Raw genomic sequence first — 18,366 nt, forward strand, 5'->3', positions numbered from 1 at the left:
ATATTGGTTTTATCAAGATGAAAAGATAATAAGCAAAAGACCTGATATCACTTTATTTATAATGGTTGCCTGAATTATTTCAGGAGATTTTTCTTGGCGGTTTTTTAATCAGACTGTCTTGAAGGGGGATTCTTTGCCCAAAACTTTATACCTGAACATCACAAAATTAAAACTAAAACATTATGAAAAAACTAGTCAGCCTTTTTACTATTCATGCGCTGTGCCTGCTTTTTAGCAGCTTGTGTTACGGACAGCTTACCACTGTTAAGATCGATAAAAATATTACCTATCAGAATATAAAAGGTTTTGGTGGGTTTGTCTGCAGCCCTCAGTTTGCGTATAATCATATGTCAACATCTGAAATTCAGACACTTTGGGGATCGGGAAGTACAGCGGGATATAACATTATGCGATTATATATTCCTGAAGACAGCAATAACTGGAATGTGGTATTACCTACTGCACAGCTTGCAAAATCAATGGGTTTAACCATTTTCGCAAGTCCGTGGACGATGCCCCCAGCATGGAAAACCAACAATCACGTAAATGCAGTGTATACCGATGCAAATGGGGTACAGCAAATCGGTTATTTAAAACCGGAAAACTATCAGGATTATGCTTTATATCTCAATAGTTTTGTAACCTATCTTCAGTCTAACGGTGTGGATCTGGACTATATTTCCATTCAGAATGAACCTGATGAAATGGCACAATACCAGGGATGCATCTGGACTCCGACGCAAATTGCGACTTTCGTAAAAGATTACGGTCATCTCATCAACTGTAAGGTGATTGCTCCGGAAAGTGTAGGTTTTACTGATAATTTTGCCAACGCTATGCTGAATACCGCTACAATGGCTAATTTTGAAGTGTACGGTGGACATCAGTACGGATTGATGCAGTCTGCTTACAAGCAATTTCAGAATTATAATAAAGAAATATGGCAGACGGAATATCTCATCAACTGGAATTCAGGAAGTCAGACGCCGCGCGATTTTAACTGGAATCTGGATGCTTTCAACTTCGCTTCAAGTATCAATAATTCGATGCTTGGGAATATCAATGCCTGGATTCATTACGCTTCCAAAAGATATTACGGACTGATGGGAGACGGTACCAACGGAACTGCGGCAGGAGTAATAACTAAAAGAGGATATATTCTTTCTCACTTTGCCAAATATACAACCGGAAAAACGCGTATTGCAGCAACCTGGGGAGACAGTACGGGTGCGCTTCAGGGGTCTTCCTACATTTCTTCAGACGGGAATCAGGTGGTTTTAATGGTCATTAATCCTTCCTCAAATACCTATAATCTTAAAGTGGATCTGCCTTTTTATACCACTTCAGGAACAAAAGTATTAACGAATTCTTCGTCTGATATGCTCACAACTTCTGTTTCATTCAGTACGCAGACTTTCCGTCCGGGAGTGGAAATCGGTCCGTCCAGCGTAATGACTTTCGTTTTTAACAAAAGTGCCGACAGACCCGTTTCTCTCATGACAGGAGGAAACATTCATTATAATAAAATCGAAACGCAGACAACAACGAATTCTGCCTTCGGAACAGCATTTAACATCAGCAATACAACTGTTACTTTCTCCAATCCAAGCCCTTTGTTCAGTAACAATATGACCGCTTCCAATGGTTATCTTCAGCTGAACGACCGGTACAATAAACTGATATTGCATGTCAACAGTTATACAACGGCAGGGCAGAGCTATTCGGATAATACGACTTTGTATTACATTAACAGTCAGGGAATAGCCAAATCCTATAATTATGGAAAAATTAATTTTCCTTCGGGCGGAAACTTTGATATTACTTTAGATATTTCAAGACAGGTTCTTACCGACGGATGCAAAGGGATTTTAGGACTCAGAAATTCAAACTACGGTTCAGTTTTAACGATGAATTTAGGAGATGTATACTTTAATGTAGGAAATGAAATTGCTTCAAAATTTAATGGTACTTACTCCGACAGCGACAGCAATATGATGGATGCGCTGGAAAACGGATATTACACATCTTTGGATTTCAGAACGGTTTCAGGTATCACAACATCGAACAACTGGCAGCCTGTAAGCGTTAATTCAAACAATATATTTTATGTGAATTCAAATGTAAGTTCTACCGCTAACAATATCATTTCGGGAACAAATTGTTCAAACCTTGTTCTTTCAGATTCAGGAAAAGATTTTCAGGTACCATTTAATTTCACAGCAGGAGCTGCTTCTTACAGCAGGGTATTTAATGGTTATGATGTACTGTTGCTGCCTTTCGAAGCCAATATTCCTTCTGGGGTGAATGTATATCTCATGTCACCCGGCACAACGGCCATTTCCTGCACACCGGTTTCCAACGGAACTATTCCGGCCAATACTCCGGTGCTTGTAAACGCTACAGGAAACGTTACATTTACCGGTACGGGAAATGTCTCTACCCCGAAGGCAATCACCGTCAATCAGCTGAACGGCGTTTATCAAAGCATTAAAGTCCCTGCAAATGCTTACGTGTTAAAGACGGAAAACGGAGTAACCGGGTTTTATAAAGTGGCTGCAGGAAGTGAGCCGGCGATTAACTCTTTCAGAGCTTATCTGAGTGAAGAAAATACCTATTCAGCCAATATTCTTCCGTTAAATTTCTCGGTTCTTTCGGCTAAAGAAATGGTTGTAAATCAGCCGAAAATATATCCGAACCCTGCAAAAACGGAAATGTTTGTCGAACTGAAATCGCACAGTGCAACGGCCTCGATTTTTGACGCAAAAGGAAGTTTAATAAAAACAGATTTGAAATTGAAGCCAGGCAAAAACAGGATTGATATTTCAGAACTTACTTCGGGAATTTACTTTATCGAAATTTCCGATGAAAACAGTCAGGTCTTTAAGAATAAGTTCATTAAGCAATAAGCCGAATCAATTATTACCTTCATTACCGTCATATCATTCTGTATGGCGGTTTTGAATTTAAAAGAAATAATAAATCAAATTAAGTGTTAATTACACATTTATTAAAAATAGAATCATATATTTGTTTCTCTTACCAAATCATTAATAATAATATAAATCGACTGTGATTAACAGTAAGAATTAAAAAATCCTTCCATGAAAAAACTTTTGTTTGGCATATCAATTTTCATCTGTACGGTTTCATCCGCACAAAACTTTAAATATCCATTTCAAAATCCTAATCTCCCGGTAGAAAATAGAATTGAAAACCTGTTAGGATTATTAACCGTTGATGAAAAAATCGGAATGATGATGGACAATTCCAAAGCTGTCCCGAGATTAGATATTCCCGGTTACGGCTGGTGGAATGAAGCGCTTCACGGTGTTGCAAGAGCGGGAACAGCAACAGTTTTTCCTCAAGCAATTGGAATGGCAGCAACCTGGGATGTTCCGGAACATCTCAAAACTTTTGAAATGATTTCCGATGAAGCCCGTGCCAAATACAATAAATCTTTTGACGAATCCCAGAAAACCGGACGCTATGAAGGTCTTACGTTCTGGACGCCAAACATCAACATCTTCCGTGACCCAAGATGGGGAAGAGGTCAGGAAACCTATGGCGAAGATCCATATCTGACTTCAGTTTTAGGTGTTGCCGCAGTAAAAGGCCTTCAGGGAAACGATCCTAAATATTTCAAAACCCACGCCTGTGCCAAACATTTTGCCGTTCACAGCGGCCCGGAATGGAATCGTCATTCCTACAACGCCGAAGTTTCCAAACGAGATTTATACGAAACCTATCTTCCGGCTTTCAAAGCTTTAGTTTTAGAAGGAAATGTTAGAGAAGTGATGTGCGCTTACAATGCGTTTGACGGACAGCCATGTTGCGCCAACAATACTTTATTAACCGAAATTCTCCGCGGAAAGTGGAACTATGACGGAATGGTCGTTTCCGATTGCTGGGCGTTGGCAGATTTCTATCAGAAACAATACCACGGGACACATCCTGACGAAAAGACTACGGCAGCAGATGCCTTGAAACATTCGACAGATCTGGAGTGTGGCGACACGTATAATAATTTAAATAAATCTTTAGCGAGCGGATTAATTACAGAGAAAGACCTCGATATTTCAATGAGAAGAATTCTGAAAGGCTGGTTTGAATTGGGAATGCTTGATCCTAAATCTTCCGTTCATTGGAACTCAATTCCATATTCGGTGGTAGATTCTGAAGAGCATAAAAAACAGGCACTGAAAATGGCACAGAAATCAATTGTGCTGATGAAAAATGAGAAAAAAGTTTTGCCTTTAAATAAAAACATTAAAAAAATCGCCGTTGTCGGTCCAAATGCCGATGACGGACTAATGCAGCTGGGAAATTACAACGGAACACCTTCTTCCATTGTAACCATTTTAGATGGAATTAAAACCAAATTTCCGAATGCAGAAATCATTTATGAAAAGGGAACCGAAGTCGCCGATCCATCCTCCAGAGCTTCGCTTTACCAAAACTTTTTAAGTCAGAAAAAAGGCGAAAAAGGAATGAAAGTAGCGTTTTTCAACAACAATGAATTTAAGGGAGAACCTGCAAATATTTCAGTTAATAAAGCAGGAATCAACTACAACAGTTTCGGCGGAACCCAGCTTGCCCCGAATGTAGGAAGGGAAAATACTTCGGCGATTATTTCCGGCGTTTTCAAAAGCCCTTACACTGGCGATGTTATTCTTTCGCCTTCAACATCTGATGTTTACACACTTTTCGTTGACGGAAAAGAAATTGCCACGAGAAAAGGTCCCGATGCCAGACATCCTTCAGAATTTCCTTTGAAAATGGAGAAAGGCAAAGAATATCAGATCGAGTTACGCCACACCCAAAAAGGAAAATACGTAAGCATCACATTTGACATATACAGAAAAGACCCTGTGAATTTTACTGCAGTTAGGGAAAAAGTGAAAGATGCAGATGTTATCGTTTTTGCAGGCGGACTGTCGCCAAGTCTGGAAGGTGAAGAAATGATGGTCAATGCAGAAGGTTTCAAAGGCGGTGATAAAACGTCCATTGAGCTTCCGAAAGTTCAGCGTGAATTGCTGGCTGAATTACATAAAACAGGAAAGCCTGTCGTTTTCGTGCTTTGTACGGGAAGCTCACTCGGTTTGGAACAGGATGAAAAAAATTATGACGCTTTGCTGAATGCCTGGTACGGCGGACAAGCCGGTGGAACTGCCGTCGCAGATGTCTTGGCGGGAGACTATAATCCATCAGGAAGATTGCCTGTTACTTTTTACAAAAATCTTGAACAGCTCGACAGCAATCTGTCAAAAACCAGCAAACATGAAGGCTTTGAAAACTACGATATGCAGGGAAGAACCTATCGTTACATGACGGAAAAACCGCTATATGCTTTCGGACACGGATTGAGTTACTCTAAATTTATATACGGCAACGCTCAGCTGAGTAAAAATACAATCAATACCAATGAAAATCTGAGCATTACTGTTCCGGTTACCAATACATCAGGAAGAGACGGAGAAGAAGTCATCCAGGTCTATGTTAAAAGAAATAACGATCCGGCAGCTCCGGTAAAAAATTTACGGGCTTTCGAAAGATTGCTGATTAAAGCAGGAGAAACAAAAAATATTCAGCTTACTATTTCTGAAGATTCATTTAAATTTTACGATGAAAAAGCTGATGATTTGGTATCAAAATCAGGAAACTACACCATTTTCTATGGAGGAACCTCAGATGATTCCGGATTGAAAAGTATTCCGATAAAAGTTAATTAATTAATAGTCCGATTAAGAAACCTTATAGGTTTTTAAAACCTATAAGGTTTACCAATAAAGAAATTCATTTTTTTTAATTTAAATGAAAACAAAAACCAAAATATTAACAGCAGTTATTTCGCTAAGTGTTGCATTTTTTTCAGCACAAAATGGAAATGTCAAAAAACATTTTTTAGATTTAGACGGAACGTCGACTAACATTAAAATCCAGCCTACGATGTACGGAATCTTCTTTGAAGATATCAACTTTGCGGCAGATGGCGGTTTGTATGCAGAACTAATCAAAAACCGCAGCTTTGAATTTGATGAACCGTTGACAGGCTGGAAACAGCCTAACACAAAAACACTTTCTCCTAATCTGGATTCCGGTTTTCTGACGATTATAACGGACAAATCTAAAACCAACAAAAACTACGCAAGAATAACGGTTGAGAATGATAAAAACTACCTGCTGGAAAACGAAGGTTTCAGAGGAATCGGGCTTCATCAGGATGAAAATTATGATTTTACTTTCAATCTCGAAAATGCTTCAGGAAATATTTCAGCGGTTAATGCAAGTCTCATAGACGAAAAAGGATCTGTGATTTCCTCAGTCTCCTTAATGATAAAAGGACAAGGCTGGCAAAAATATAATATGGTTTTTAGGCCTTCCAAAACTATTGAGAAAGCAAAGCTTCAGATCAGATTTACAGGAAAAGGTGTGGTGAATATGGATATGATTTCTCTCTTTCCGCAAGACACATGGAAAGGTAGAAAAGGCGGTTTAAGAAAAGATCTTGTTGAAAAATTATACGACTTGCAGCCGGGATTTTTACGTTTTCCGGGTGGATGTATTGTGGAAGGCAGAACGTTGGCAGAACGCTACCAGTGGAAAAAAACGATTGGTAAGGTAGAGGATCGGGAAAACCTTATCAACAAATGGAACAATGGATTTGCGCATCGTCTAACACCGGATTACTGGCAGTCTTTCGGCTTTGGCTTTTTTGAATATTTCCAATTGGCGGAGGACTTAGGTGCAGAACCGCTTCCTATTTTAAGCTGCGGAATGGCGTGCCAATTCAATACTGCCGAACTCGTAAAAATGGAAGATTTAGATCCGTATGTTCAGGACGCTTTGGATTTGATAGAGTTTGCAAACGGTAATTCCAATACAAAATGGGGAAAAATTCGTTCTGAAATGGGACATCCAAAACCTTTCAATATGAAATTCATCGGTGTAGGAAACGAGCAGTGGGGCGAAGACTATATCGAACGCTACAAAGTTTTTGAAAAAGCGATTCACGCAAAATATCCAGATATCAAAATCATTTCCGGAAGCGGACCGTCACCTGACGGAGAATTCTTCGATTATGGCTGGAAAGAGCTTAAAAAACTTAATGCCCAGATCGTTGACGAGCATTATTATAATTCACCGGAATGGTTTTTCAAAAATGCAGGAAGATATGATGATTACGATAGATCCGGACCTAAAGTTTTTGCCGGGGAATACGCCGCTCAATCGGTAGGTGTCGTAAAACCGGATAACAAGAACAACTGGCTTACCGCACTTTCGGAAGCCGCTTTTATGACCGGTCTGGAACGAAATGCTGATGTAGTGACCATGACTTCCTACGCACCGCTTTTTGCCCATGCAGAAGGGTGGCAGTGGACACCGGATCTGATCTGGTTCAACAATCTTAAATCTTACGCAACCCCGAATTACTATGTTCAGCAATTATTTTCCAACAACAAAGGAACCGACTTACTTACTATTTCCAAAAACGGAAAGCCTCTCAAAGGTGAAAATAATCTCTTTGCATCGGCAGTTCTTGATCTTAAAAAAGGAGAAATAATCATTAAAATAGTTAATTCAGATCCAAAGGAAACTTCGGTGGAAATTAACCCAAAAAACATTAAAATAGGCAGTCAACTCACAAAAATTGTATTGACTTCTTCAGAACTTACCGATGAAAATAATTTCCAGTCCGAAACCATCAAACCAAAAGAAGAAATCCAGACTATAAAAATTGGAAAAATTTTGGTTGACATTCCTGCAAATTCATTGGTAATTTTAAAAATAAAATAGCCGTAAACTCCCATCAATAAAAGAAAAATAAAAATTAAGTGTAAATATTACATTTATTTAAAATAGAATCTTATATTTGTTTTAACTGTAAAACAGGAATGTGAGGTTTTCTTTGAGATAAATTAAAAATTAATATAATTTCCTTACGGAATGTAATCCATTGCACATTTTATTTTTAAAGAGTTAAAAAACAATAATCAAATTAATCATTTTTATTAATGAAAAAATATGTTATCGGCTTAGACTACGGAACAGATTCCGTTCGTGCCGTATTGATTGACACGGAAAACGGTGCAGAACTCGCTGCTTCCGTCAGCTACTATCAACGATGGAAAGAAGGAAAATACTGCAGTCCTCAGGAAAACCAGTTTCGTCAGCATCCTCTTGATCATATCGAAGGATTGCAGAAAACTATTTCCGCCGTTGTGAAAGAAAGTGGAGCCGCACCGGAACAGATTGTCGGAATTTGTATAGACACTACCGGCTCATCACCATTGCCTGTAAACAAAGAAGGTACAGCATTGGCCTTATTACCTGAATTTGCAGAAAATCCCAATGCAATGATGGTCCTTTGGAAAGATCACACATCCATCACTGAAGCCGAAGAAATCAACTATTTAGCAAGAAACTGGGGCGAAGAAGATTACACTAGGTTTGAAGGCGGAATTTATTCTTCCGAATGGTTTTGGGCGAAGATCCTTCATATCCACCGACAGGATGAAAATGTGAAGAATGCAGCGTACAGCTGGATGGAACATTGTGATTATCTCACCTTTATGCTTTCAGATCATCAGGATATTACCACTTTTAAAAGAAGCCGTTGCGCAGCCGGTCACAAAGCAATGTGGCATGAGTCGTGGGATGGACTTCCTTCCGGAGATTTTCTTAATCAGCTGGACTCTTCATTGGCAGAACTTCGTGACAGATTGTATAATAAAACCTACACTTCCGACGAAGTTGCAGGAAATCTTAATAAAGAGTGGGCAACAAAATTGGGCTTAACAACCAACACGGTGATTGCTGTCGGAACTTTCGATGCCCATTCCGGAGCTGTTGGCGCAAAAGTCGAAGAAAATACGCTGATCCGAATTATGGGAACATCAACCTGTGATATCATGGTGGCTCCCAATGAATTAATAGGAGACAAAACCGTGAAAGGAATTTGCGGGCAGGTAGATGGCTCTGTTATTCCGGGATTAATGGGGCTGGAAGCAGGTCAGTCCGCATTTGGAGATGTGTTGGCCTGGTTCAAAGACATCTTGCTGTGGCCTACTCAAAGTATTCTGATGAATTCCAACGCAATTGATGACCATCAAAAACAGCTGTTGAAAGAAGAAATGGAACACAGCCTTATCAGGAACCTTACCCTTGAAGCCGAAAAAATCCTACTTTCCGAAGCTGTTCCTATTGCCTTGGATTGGATCAACGGCCGCAGAACTCCTGATGCTAATCAGGAACTAAAAATGGCGATTAGCAATCTTTCGTTGGGAACAAAAGCACCTCATATTTTCAGGGCTTTAGTGAATGCTATTTGTTTCGGGTCCAAAAAAATTGTTGACCGTTTTGAAGAGGAAGGTGTAAAAATCGAAAAGGTAATCGGAATCGGGGGTGTTGCCAGAAAGTCGCCGTTTATTATGCAGACGTTGGCCAATGTTCTCAACAAACCAATTGTTGTTGCGGCATCAGATCAGGCACCTGCATTAGGGGCAGCAATTTACGCAGCAGTAGCCGCAGGAGTTTATTCATCGGTTCACGAAGCAAGCCAGAAAATGGGTTCTGATTTCGAAGCAGAATATTTCCCGCAGCCAGAGCAGATTGAAAAATATGCGGAATTAATGGAGCAATACCAGATTCTCGCCGATTTCACTGAAAATAATATCAAAGCAAAGAAAAAGTTGACTGCTAGGAGTTTATAGAGGTGGTAATTAAATAAAAGCTCCGTAAGAGCGCCCTGTTAATAGCTGATCAAATCAGACATCATTTAACAACAATCAACCAAAAACCAACAACTAAAAATTATTTATGGCAGCTTTATCTGCCTGTAGTTTATCCTGAGCTTGTCGAAGGGTTCCCGCTTTTTTGTTACGCTTCGCTACACAAAAAGAGCTCCACTAAGGTCGGACTGCGGGTAATTCAATAGTTAAAATTTGAATATAAATTTTGGCTAAAGCCGAACAAAGATAAAATCAGACATCGGGCTAAAGCCCGACGCAATTGAAAAACGTAATACCAGAAAAAGACCATAAGGAAAAGTTAGTCTTTGCCTAGTGAAATCGAAGATTCGACGAAGTCAAACGCCTTTGCGACCTTAAATACAGGTAGTAGTCAAAAAAAACTTTGCGCACTCTGTTAATAAAAATTAAAAAATGAGCATCTATAAAGAATTAAAAAGAGAATGTTACGAAGCCAATATGCAGCTCGATGCATTGAAGCTGGTAGTGTATACATTCGGAAATGTAAGTGCTGTTGACCGGGATAAAGGAATCTTTGCCATCAAACCGAGTGGTGTTCCTTACGAGTTGTTAAAGCCTGAAGATATTGTAATTTTGGATTATGACGCCAATATCATCGAAGGAAATCTAAGACCTTCTTCTGATACCAAAACCCACGCTTATCTGTACAAAAATTGGGAAAACATCGGCGGGATTTCACATACGCACGCCATTTATTCCGTGGCTTGGGCACAGGCACAGATGGACATTCCGATTTTCGGAACCACCCATGCAGATCATTTAACAGCAGATATTCCCTGCGCACCACCGATGCGGGATGACTTAATAGAAGGCAATTACGAATACAACACCGGAATTCAAATCCTCGATTGTTTTAAAGAAAGAAAGCTGTCTTACGAAGAAGTGGAAATGGTGCTCATCGGTAATCACGGTCCATTCACCTGGGGGAAAAATGCTGAAAAAGCAGTTTACAACAGCAAAGTCTTGGAAACAATTGCTGAAATGGCCTATCTCACAAGACAGATTAATCCAGCTGCACTGCGACTTAAAGATTCTTTGATCAAAAAACATTATGAACGCAAACACGGTAAAAATGCCTATTACGGACAATAAGTTGGCTTCCGGCAAATGGCTTTTAGCTTATGGCTATCGTCTGTGTCTAAAAAGACGAACCCGAAGGGTTCAACATCAGTAGCCGTAGGTAAAACCTATGGATAAACGAAAAAATAAAAATTAATTATCAATTATCAATTATCAATTATAACTATGTTAACACCTCTCAATACCAAAGAAATATGGTTCATCACCGGAAGCCAGCACTTATACGGCCCGGAAACATTACAGCAGGTTGCCGAGCATTCGGCTAAAATTGTAGAAGCATTCAACGCTTCGTCACAGATTCCTGTACAAGTAGTTTTAAAACCTACGGTAAAGACGACTGAAGAAATTTTCGAAACCTTAACCGCTGCTAATTTCGCAAAAGATTGTATCGGAATTGTAACCTGGATGCACACATTTTCACCCGCAAAAATGTGGATTCGCGGACTAACCGCTTTGCAAAAACCAATGCTGCATCTTCATACCCAGTTCAACCAGGATATTCCGTGGTCTACGATGGATATGGACTTTATGAACCTGAATCAGGCTGCTCACGGCGACAGGGAATTTGGATTTATGGTAAGCCGTCTTCGCAAAAACAGAAAAGTCGTCGTAGGACATTGGGCTGAAGAAAGGGTTCAGAAACTAATCGGAGAATGGAGTAGAGTTGCAGCTGGCTGGGACGACTGGCAGGGTGCAAAATTCGCCCGTTTTGGTGACAATATGAGATTTGTTGCGGTTACGGATGGCGATAAAGTGGAAGCAGAAACTAAATTCGGATTTTCGGTTAATACTTGGGGAATAGGAGATTTGGTAAGTGTTATTAATTCCATTGGTGACGGAGAAGTGAAAACTTTGATGGAAGAATATGAAGCTTCATACAAAATGGCAGCATCACTTCTTTCAGGAGGGGCCAACAGAAAATCTCTTGAAGTTGCAGCAAGAATCGAGCTGGGACTGGAAAAATTCCTAAAGGACGGAAATTTTAAAGGTTTTTCAGATACTTTCGAAGACCTTCACGGTTTGGAACAGCTTCCTGGAATTGCCGTACAGCGACTCATGCAGAAAGGATATGGATTTGCCGGAGAAGGCGACTGGAAAACAGCAGCCCTCGTCCGTGCTATGAAAACAATGGGACAGGGATTGGAAGGCGGAAATGCTTTTATGGAGGATTATACGTATCATTTAAATCCATCAAATCCTTCCGTTTTAGGTTCTCACATGCTGGAAGTAGATCCGGTTTTGGCGGTTGACAAACCTTCTTGTGAAATTCATCCGTTAGGAATTGGTGGAAAAGCAGATCCTGTTCGTTTGGTATTTAATTCAAGAGGAAATATTGATTCTTTAAATGCTGCTTTGATGGATTTTGGAAATCATTTCAGATTATTAATCAACAAAACAAAAGCATTGGAAATCACCGAAGAGCTTCCGAAACTTCCTGTTGCGAGGGTACTCTGGAAACCACTTCCGGATCTTTATACTGCCGCCGAAGCATGGATTCTTGCAGGAGGTGCGCACCATACCTGTTACAGTGAGAATATCAGTGCGGAACAGTTGGAAGACTTCGCGGAGATGGCGGGTATTGAATCTCTGGTCATTGATGAAAACACAAAAATCCGTGATTTTAAGAATACGCTTCGTTGGAATGAAATATATTATCGTTAAACTTGCAAAATATTCAGAAAAATGAAAAAAACAGGCATGAACCTGATAATTCTTTTGGCCGTTTTATGTATTTTCGGCTGCAATAAAAAGGAAAATCAACCAAAAACTCATCCAGAACATATGGAAAATATAAAGATTTCAGATTACGGAGTAACTGCTAAAGGTGATTCCATTAAAAAATTCACTCTTACCAATAAAAACGGAATGACGGTGGAAGTTATCAATTTCGGTGGAATCATTACTTCGCTCACCGCTCCTGACAAAAACGGGAAATATGGAGATGTTGTGCTGGGCTTTACCAAACCGGAAGAGTATTTCAATGGAAATCCATACTTCTTCGGAGCTTTAATCGGACGTTACGGAAACAGAATAGCCAATGCCAGATTCACTTTGGAAGGCAAAACATATGACGTGGATAAAAATGACGGCCCAAACAGCCTTCACGGAGGAAAAGAAGGTTTCAATACTAAATTTTGGAATATTGAACCTGTGAAAGATGCACAGTTCTCGACTTTAAAGCTTACTTATACGAGCGCTGATGGAGAAGAAGGCTTTCCCGGGAAATTGACGACCACTGTTTTTTACACTTTGACAGACGATAACGCTCTCGAAATCTCCTATGAAGCAGAAACAGATAAACCTACAATCGTAAATCTTACACAGCATTCGTATTTCAATCTTTCCGGAAATTTTACAAAAGAAATTACGGACCATGAACTGCAGATTAACGGTGATAAATTTTTACCGGTTAATGAAAATATTATTCCTGTTGGTGAACAAAAAAGCGTAAAAGGCAGTCCGTTTGATTTCACGGTTTCTAAACCGATCGGGAAAGACATTAACGCTGATGATGAGCAATTGAAAAGAGGAAAAGGCTACGATCATAACTGGATTCTGAACGGGAGCGGCTTGAGAAGCATTGCTAAAGTCTATCATCCGGAATCAGGAAGAATGATGGAAGTGCTTACCGATGAACCGGGAGTTCAGTTCTATTCAGGAAATTTCCTTGACGGAAAGTTTGATACGAAGACCGGCGGTAAATATCAGAAACGAACAGGTTTCTGCCTGGAAACCCAGCATTTTCCGGATTCTCCCAACCAGCCTTCATTCCCTTCTACAGAGCTGAAGCCGGGAGAAAAATACCAGTCGAAAACCATTTATAAGTTCTCAGTTAAAAAATAAAGTATGGGGAATTTAGCAACTCTTGATATCATCATATTTTTAATCTATTTTGTGGTGGTAGCCGGATACGGGATCTGGATCTATAACAGGAAAAAATCTTCGGCAACGGGCAGTAAAGATTACTTTCTGGCTGAAGGTTCGCTTACCTGGTGGGCGATTGGCGCAAGTTTAATAGCCTCCAATATTTCCGCGGAACAATTTATCGGAATGTCCGGCGAAGGTTTTTTCGTAGGAATTGCCGTTGCCGCTTATGAATGGATTGCCGCAATAGCTTTAATTATTATTGCCGTTTGGTTTATCCCGATCTATCTGAAAAATAAGATTTACACCATGCCTCAGTTCCTCGAAACCCGCTACAATAAGTCGGTTTCGCTGATTATGGCTGTGTTCTGGCTGTTTTTATATGTAATCGTTAACCTCACTTCAATCCTTTACCTTGGTGCTTTAGCGATTGATACGCTGCTTGGCGGAGACAATCTTCATATCATTATGATCGGATTGCTTTTAATGGCTTTGCTGATTGGACTTGGCGGTATGAAAGTAATCGGTTATACAGATGTAATTCAGGTGGCGGTTTTAATTATCGGCGGTTTTGCAACCGTTTATATGGCATTGCAAATCGTTGATCAGAGAATCAATGGCGCTGCTGTAGGAAACGCATTGGCTGGTTTCAACACACTGATTAATGAAGCGCCGCAGCATTTTAAGCTAATCCTTGAAAAACCAAAAACAACAACTACCACTTTGGCAATGCCTGAAAACCTGAATGTTCAGAAATATGTAGTCCTTCCGGGATTGGCGATGTATTTTGCGGGACAGTGGATTGTAAACCTGAATTATTGGGGTTGCAACCAATATATTACGCAGCGTGCTTTAGGAGCAGATCTGAAAACGGCTAGAACCGGAATTCTTTTTGCCGGGTTTTTAAAATTATTCATGCCGATCATCGTAATGCTTCCGGGGATTGCAGCGTATGTGCTGTATTCAAAAGGACATTTACCCGGTTTCAATGGGGTAAAAGACGGGGCTTATTCTGCAATTTTAGGATTCTTACCGGTAGGACTGAAAGGACTTGCCGTTGCAGCTTTAACGGCGGCAATTGTAGCTTCGCTGGCCGGAAAAGTGAACAGTATTTCTACGATTTTTACTTTAGATATTTATAAAAAATACCTGAAGGCAGATGCTACTGAAATCCAGATGGTAAGAACCGGAAGATGGGCTATTATCATTGCAATGTTCCTGGCATTGGCATTTACCTGGACCGATGTTTTGGGAATCGGTGGAGAAGGTGGTTTTACTTTCATTCAAAAGTATACAGGATTTATCAGTCCCGGAGTTTTTGCCATGTTCCTGTTGGGAATGTTCTGGAAAAGAACAACCGGAACGGCGGCTTTGGTCGGGGTAATCTTAGGTTTTGTTCTGGCAATATTTTTCAACAGTTTTGCTGTAGATCTTTTCGGAAAAGAGACTTGGCTATATACGGCTTTCACCTATGAGAAATTAGAAGGTGGGGTCGTTCATACGATTACGGAGATTCCGTTTTTGATCAATATGGGATGGTCGTTCGTCATTACCATTATTGTAATGATATTGATAAGCCTTTCCGGACCGAAAATAAATCCGAAAGCGTTTGCTATTGATGCCTCGATGTTTAAGGTTGATAACAGGACGCTGGTTCTTATTGTGGTTACTTTACTTTTACTTACTGCACTGTATGTGAGGTTCTGGTAAAATTAAAAATAGGTAAAGAAAAGGCAGTATTCATCTTGAATACTGCCTTTTTTAATCTGGTTACATTCTACGTCGTATAATACTTGTATATTTGGCGCAAAACTTTTAACAAAAATTAAACAGCATGAGTTTCTTCAGAAAAATTTTCTCAAAAAATAAGGTAACGAACAACGAAAATCATAAAGCTCCGGGATTAAAAGAAGTCTATACTGAAGAATATTTCAAAGGAAGATACACCGAACAGGAGCTTTCTGAAAATGATTTGTTGGTAGACGGCTCTTTTAAGATGCTTGAAAGCTTTTTCATTGACAATAAAATCAAGCCCATTATAGATCAGCCGATTTACCATCCGCTGAATATCGATCAGGCTGTGCAGGAAGGAGTGGGATTCTATGAATATTGCAGGCAGTTTGACCAGGACGACAAACAGATTGGCTTAATAATCACCATCGCGTTTTCTTATTTCCTGGTTAATGAGTGGGATTTTAAACTTTTTAATGATAAAACACCTGAATTTCCGCTGAGATTCATGACATTAAAATATGACAGGAACGGTGGCGTACTCTCGTTGTATCCTTTTGAATATTCTTTAAAGGTTTTAAATGGGGAAGCCAGATTCTCTGATTTATTCGAAAAGATAAAAACGAACCTGGGAAATATTCCTTCAGCAAAAGATGTTCTCAATAGTTTAAAACGGGATCTCAATCAGGAATGATATTATTTGAATTATAATAGCAGCAGAAGAATTTTCAGATGAAAGATTTCAACCGGTTAGTACAGGAACATTTCGGGGCGCTTGGTCAGGATGATTTAGCAGTTATTCATTCGTACTTTAAAGAAGAAAAGCTGAACCATAATGAAAAATTTACAGAATCCGGACAGATTTGCAATAAACTGAGTATCGTAAAATCAGGAATTCTTCGGGTATATGCTTTGTCGGAAGATGGCAGAGAAATTACACAATGGCTTTCGACCAAAGATTTTTTCGTAACCGAATTGATGGGATTTTTCTTTAATCAACCCAATCGATGGACAATACAGGCGTTCACCGAAGCAGAATTGTTATCTATTTCAAAAACAGATTATATAACACTTTGCCGGAAATTTCCAAAATGGATTGAAATTGAGAAACAATTTATTATTAAATGTTTTGCAATGATGGAAGACCGTATTTTTTCGCATCTTTCGATGACGGCGGAAGAACGGTATAATCGGTATTTTGAGCAGCATAAAGAATTATTTCATCTGGTTCCGCTACAATATATTGCTTCAGTTCTGGGAATGACACCGGAAACATTCAGTAGAATAAGAAAACGAAAGGCACAAAATTCTTGATTTTTGTCAAGAGAACATATGTTGAATTGTCAGAAATTTGTCTGATAAATATTAGACATGAAACATCTTTTACAGCTCGAAGAATTGGGACAATTTGGTCTTGCTATTTTTCTTTTTATTCAGATAGGATTTCAGTGGTGGCTTTTTCCACTTTGCCTCTTGCTTCCCGACGTGTCGATGGCCGGCTATTTAATCAATTCTAAAATAGGAGCCTGGCTTTACAATTTTTTCCATCATAAATTGCTCGCAGTGTTTATTTTGGTTTTAGGATTCTACCTCAAAATTCAGATTGTGGAATTTATAGGGGTTATTCTATTTGCACATTCTGCAATGGACAGGGTTTTCGGATACGGATTGAAATTTAAGGATGATTTTAAGCACACCCATTTAGGCTGGATCGGAAAGAAATCATAATGTTTAAATCTTAAACATAAATCCTTCCGCAAGCTTTTTTTGATATTGATCCTCATCAAAACGATATAAAAAGGATCCCTTTTTAGAGGAGGTCATATCTTTTTCTTCAGTTTTTATCAGGATATCCAGCGCATTGATTTTACTGATAAAATTCCGCTTGTCATATTGTTCGTTGAAGATGGCCTCATACAGATTTTGCAGGTCTTTCATCGTAAATTTTTCAGGAAGAAGTTCAAAGCCGATTGGTCGCGTGGAAGCTCTTCTTCTAAGACGCAGAACGGCATCTTTTACCATTTCGTTGTGATCAAAAATAAGACTGGGGAAATCCTGGAGATCGAACCATTTAGCGTTGTACTTTTCGTTAATATGAATATTATTCTCAATATTAATCAACGCATAGTAAGAAATCGACATGATTCTTGCTGTGGGTTCGCGATCAATTTGGGTATAACAGCTGAGCTGCTCAAGATAAATATTTTCAAGGCCCGTGAGTGTCTGAAGAACACGCTGTGCTGCTTCGTCAGAAGTTTCGTCGCTTCCGATGAAACCTCCCATTAAAGACCATTCTCCCATCTTGGGTTCGAAATTCCTTTGAACAAGAAGAATTTTAAGATTTTCACCGTCGAATCCGAAAATAATACAGTCAACGGCTACCAAATGTCTTGGATATTGAGAATAATCCTGGGTCATCTTTATAGTTTATACAAAGGTAAAGTATTTAACCATACAATAAAGCATAAATGTATTTTTTACACTTTCTTAATACATTTATTTATAATGTACTAAAACAACAGCCTCGAAGAAGATTTTGGGAGAAGAATATAGGGTAAGTCAGGTAATTTTTTCTTAAAAACAGATGAATTACAGGTAAAGTTAATGTTAAAATTATGTTAATTTTTAAAATTTAATTTTATAAATGTTAAAAAACTGATTTTTTAACCTTACTATTAAAAATACGATAAGTTGCTGATGTAATTATTATTGATTCTGCTTAAATGTTCTGTATTCATTTTGTACACAAACATTTAATTTTATAACACTGATTTTCTTATGAATGTATAATCTTATTTTTTATGATAAGCTTACAAGGATTTATCAGTTCAGAAGCTTCCCCAAATCCTTTTCCGAAAATGATTTTATCGTGTTCGCTCTTAAAATGTTTTGTATATAAATTCTTTCTTTTATTTTAGAAATG

Annotated in this window: 12 protein-coding genes; 11 read left to right on the plus strand and 1 reads right to left on the minus strand. The window is 39.0% G+C overall.

The window, feature by feature from the left end; all coding sequences use genetic code 11:
- The first annotated feature begins 182 nt into the window (after positions 1-182).
- The 11 genes from HHL20_RS06325 (at position 183) to HHL20_RS06375 (ending at position 17,171) form a co-directional block, all read left to right on the plus strand.
- Complete coding sequence (locus tag HHL20_RS06325; RefSeq protein ID WP_169230315.1) at positions 183-2,906, plus strand: T9SS type A sorting domain-containing protein; 2,724 nt, start codon at positions 183-185, stop codon at positions 2,904-2,906.
- Positions 2,907-3,101: 195 nt separating this feature from the next.
- Positions 3,102-5,729 (plus strand): glycoside hydrolase family 3 C-terminal domain-containing protein, encoded by a 2,628-nt coding sequence (locus tag HHL20_RS06330; protein ID WP_169230316.1) that lies wholly within the window; start codon positions 3,102-3,104, stop codon positions 5,727-5,729.
- Between the two features lie 82 nt (positions 5,730-5,811).
- A complete protein-coding gene (locus HHL20_RS06335; protein ID WP_169230317.1) occupies positions 5,812-7,794 on the plus strand; it encodes an alpha-L-arabinofuranosidase C-terminal domain-containing protein in 1,983 nt (660 codons plus the stop codon).
- Between the two features lie 218 nt (positions 7,795-8,012).
- Positions 8,013-9,710 carry a ribulokinase gene (locus HHL20_RS06340; protein ID WP_169230318.1) on the plus strand — a complete coding sequence of 566 codons (1,698 nt, stop codon included), beginning with the start codon at positions 8,013-8,015 and terminating at the stop codon, positions 9,708-9,710.
- 450 nt (positions 9,711-10,160) lie between these two features.
- Positions 10,161-10,859, plus strand: coding sequence for an L-ribulose-5-phosphate 4-epimerase (locus HHL20_RS06345; protein WP_169230319.1), 699 nt, complete (start codon positions 10,161-10,163; stop codon positions 10,857-10,859).
- Between the two features lie 153 nt (positions 10,860-11,012).
- Positions 11,013-12,509 (plus strand): L-arabinose isomerase, encoded by a 1,497-nt coding sequence (gene araA / locus HHL20_RS06350; RefSeq protein WP_169230320.1) that lies wholly within the window; start codon positions 11,013-11,015, stop codon positions 12,507-12,509.
- A 21-nt stretch (positions 12,510-12,530) separates the two neighbouring features.
- Positions 12,531-13,691, plus strand: coding sequence for an aldose epimerase family protein (locus HHL20_RS06355; RefSeq protein ID WP_169230321.1), 1,161 nt, complete (start codon positions 12,531-12,533; stop codon positions 13,689-13,691).
- A gap of 3 nt (positions 13,692-13,694) precedes the next feature.
- A complete protein-coding gene (locus tag HHL20_RS06360; RefSeq protein ID WP_169230322.1) occupies positions 13,695-15,422 on the plus strand; it encodes a sodium:solute symporter family transporter in 1,728 nt (575 codons plus the stop codon).
- A 124-nt stretch (positions 15,423-15,546) separates the two neighbouring features.
- A complete protein-coding gene (locus tag HHL20_RS06365) occupies positions 15,547-16,137 on the plus strand; it encodes a hypothetical protein (RefSeq protein WP_169230323.1) in 591 nt (196 codons plus the stop codon).
- A gap of 38 nt (positions 16,138-16,175) precedes the next feature.
- Positions 16,176-16,757 carry a Crp/Fnr family transcriptional regulator gene (locus HHL20_RS06370; protein ID WP_169230324.1) on the plus strand — a complete coding sequence of 194 codons (582 nt, stop codon included), beginning with the start codon at positions 16,176-16,178 and terminating at the stop codon, positions 16,755-16,757.
- A 57-nt stretch (positions 16,758-16,814) separates the two neighbouring features.
- Complete coding sequence (locus tag HHL20_RS06375; protein ID WP_169230325.1) at positions 16,815-17,171, plus strand: DUF4260 domain-containing protein; 357 nt, start codon at positions 16,815-16,817, stop codon at positions 17,169-17,171.
- 3 nt (positions 17,172-17,174) lie between these two features.
- Here the strand turns inward: HHL20_RS06375 and HHL20_RS06380 are convergent, their stop codons facing one another.
- Entirely contained in the window at positions 17,175-17,861 is a 687-nt protein-coding gene (locus HHL20_RS06380) for an NUDIX hydrolase (protein WP_169230326.1), read from the minus strand.
- Between the last annotated feature and the right edge of the window lie 505 nt (positions 17,862-18,366).

The organism is Chryseobacterium cheonjiense (assembly GCF_012927265.1).
Classification (GTDB): domain Bacteria; phylum Bacteroidota; class Bacteroidia; order Flavobacteriales; family Weeksellaceae; genus Chryseobacterium; species Chryseobacterium cheonjiense.

Coding starts and splice junctions, on each gene's coding strand:
- HHL20_RS06325 (WP_169230315.1), top strand. CDS start 183: ATGAAAAAACTAGTCAGCCTTTTTACTATTCATGCGCTGTGCCTGCTT.
- HHL20_RS06330 (WP_169230316.1), top strand. CDS start 3,102: ATGAAAAAACTTTTGTTTGGCATATCAATTTTCATCTGTACGGTTTCA.
- HHL20_RS06335 (WP_169230317.1), top strand. CDS start 5,812: ATGAAAACAAAAACCAAAATATTAACAGCAGTTATTTCGCTAAGTGTT.
- HHL20_RS06340 (WP_169230318.1), top strand. CDS start 8,013: ATGAAAAAATATGTTATCGGCTTAGACTACGGAACAGATTCCGTTCGT.
- HHL20_RS06345 (WP_169230319.1), top strand. CDS start 10,161: ATGAGCATCTATAAAGAATTAAAAAGAGAATGTTACGAAGCCAATATG.
- araA (WP_169230320.1), top strand. CDS start 11,013: ATGTTAACACCTCTCAATACCAAAGAAATATGGTTCATCACCGGAAGC.
- HHL20_RS06355 (WP_169230321.1), top strand. CDS start 12,531: ATGAAAAAAACAGGCATGAACCTGATAATTCTTTTGGCCGTTTTATGT.
- HHL20_RS06360 (WP_169230322.1), top strand. CDS start 13,695: ATGGGGAATTTAGCAACTCTTGATATCATCATATTTTTAATCTATTTT.
- HHL20_RS06365 (WP_169230323.1), top strand. CDS start 15,547: ATGAGTTTCTTCAGAAAAATTTTCTCAAAAAATAAGGTAACGAACAAC.
- HHL20_RS06370 (WP_169230324.1), top strand. CDS start 16,176: ATGAAAGATTTCAACCGGTTAGTACAGGAACATTTCGGGGCGCTTGGT.
- HHL20_RS06375 (WP_169230325.1), top strand. CDS start 16,815: ATGAAACATCTTTTACAGCTCGAAGAATTGGGACAATTTGGTCTTGCT.
- HHL20_RS06380 (WP_169230326.1), bottom strand. CDS start 17,861: ATGACCCAGGATTATTCTCAATATCCAAGACATTTGGTAGCCGTTGAC.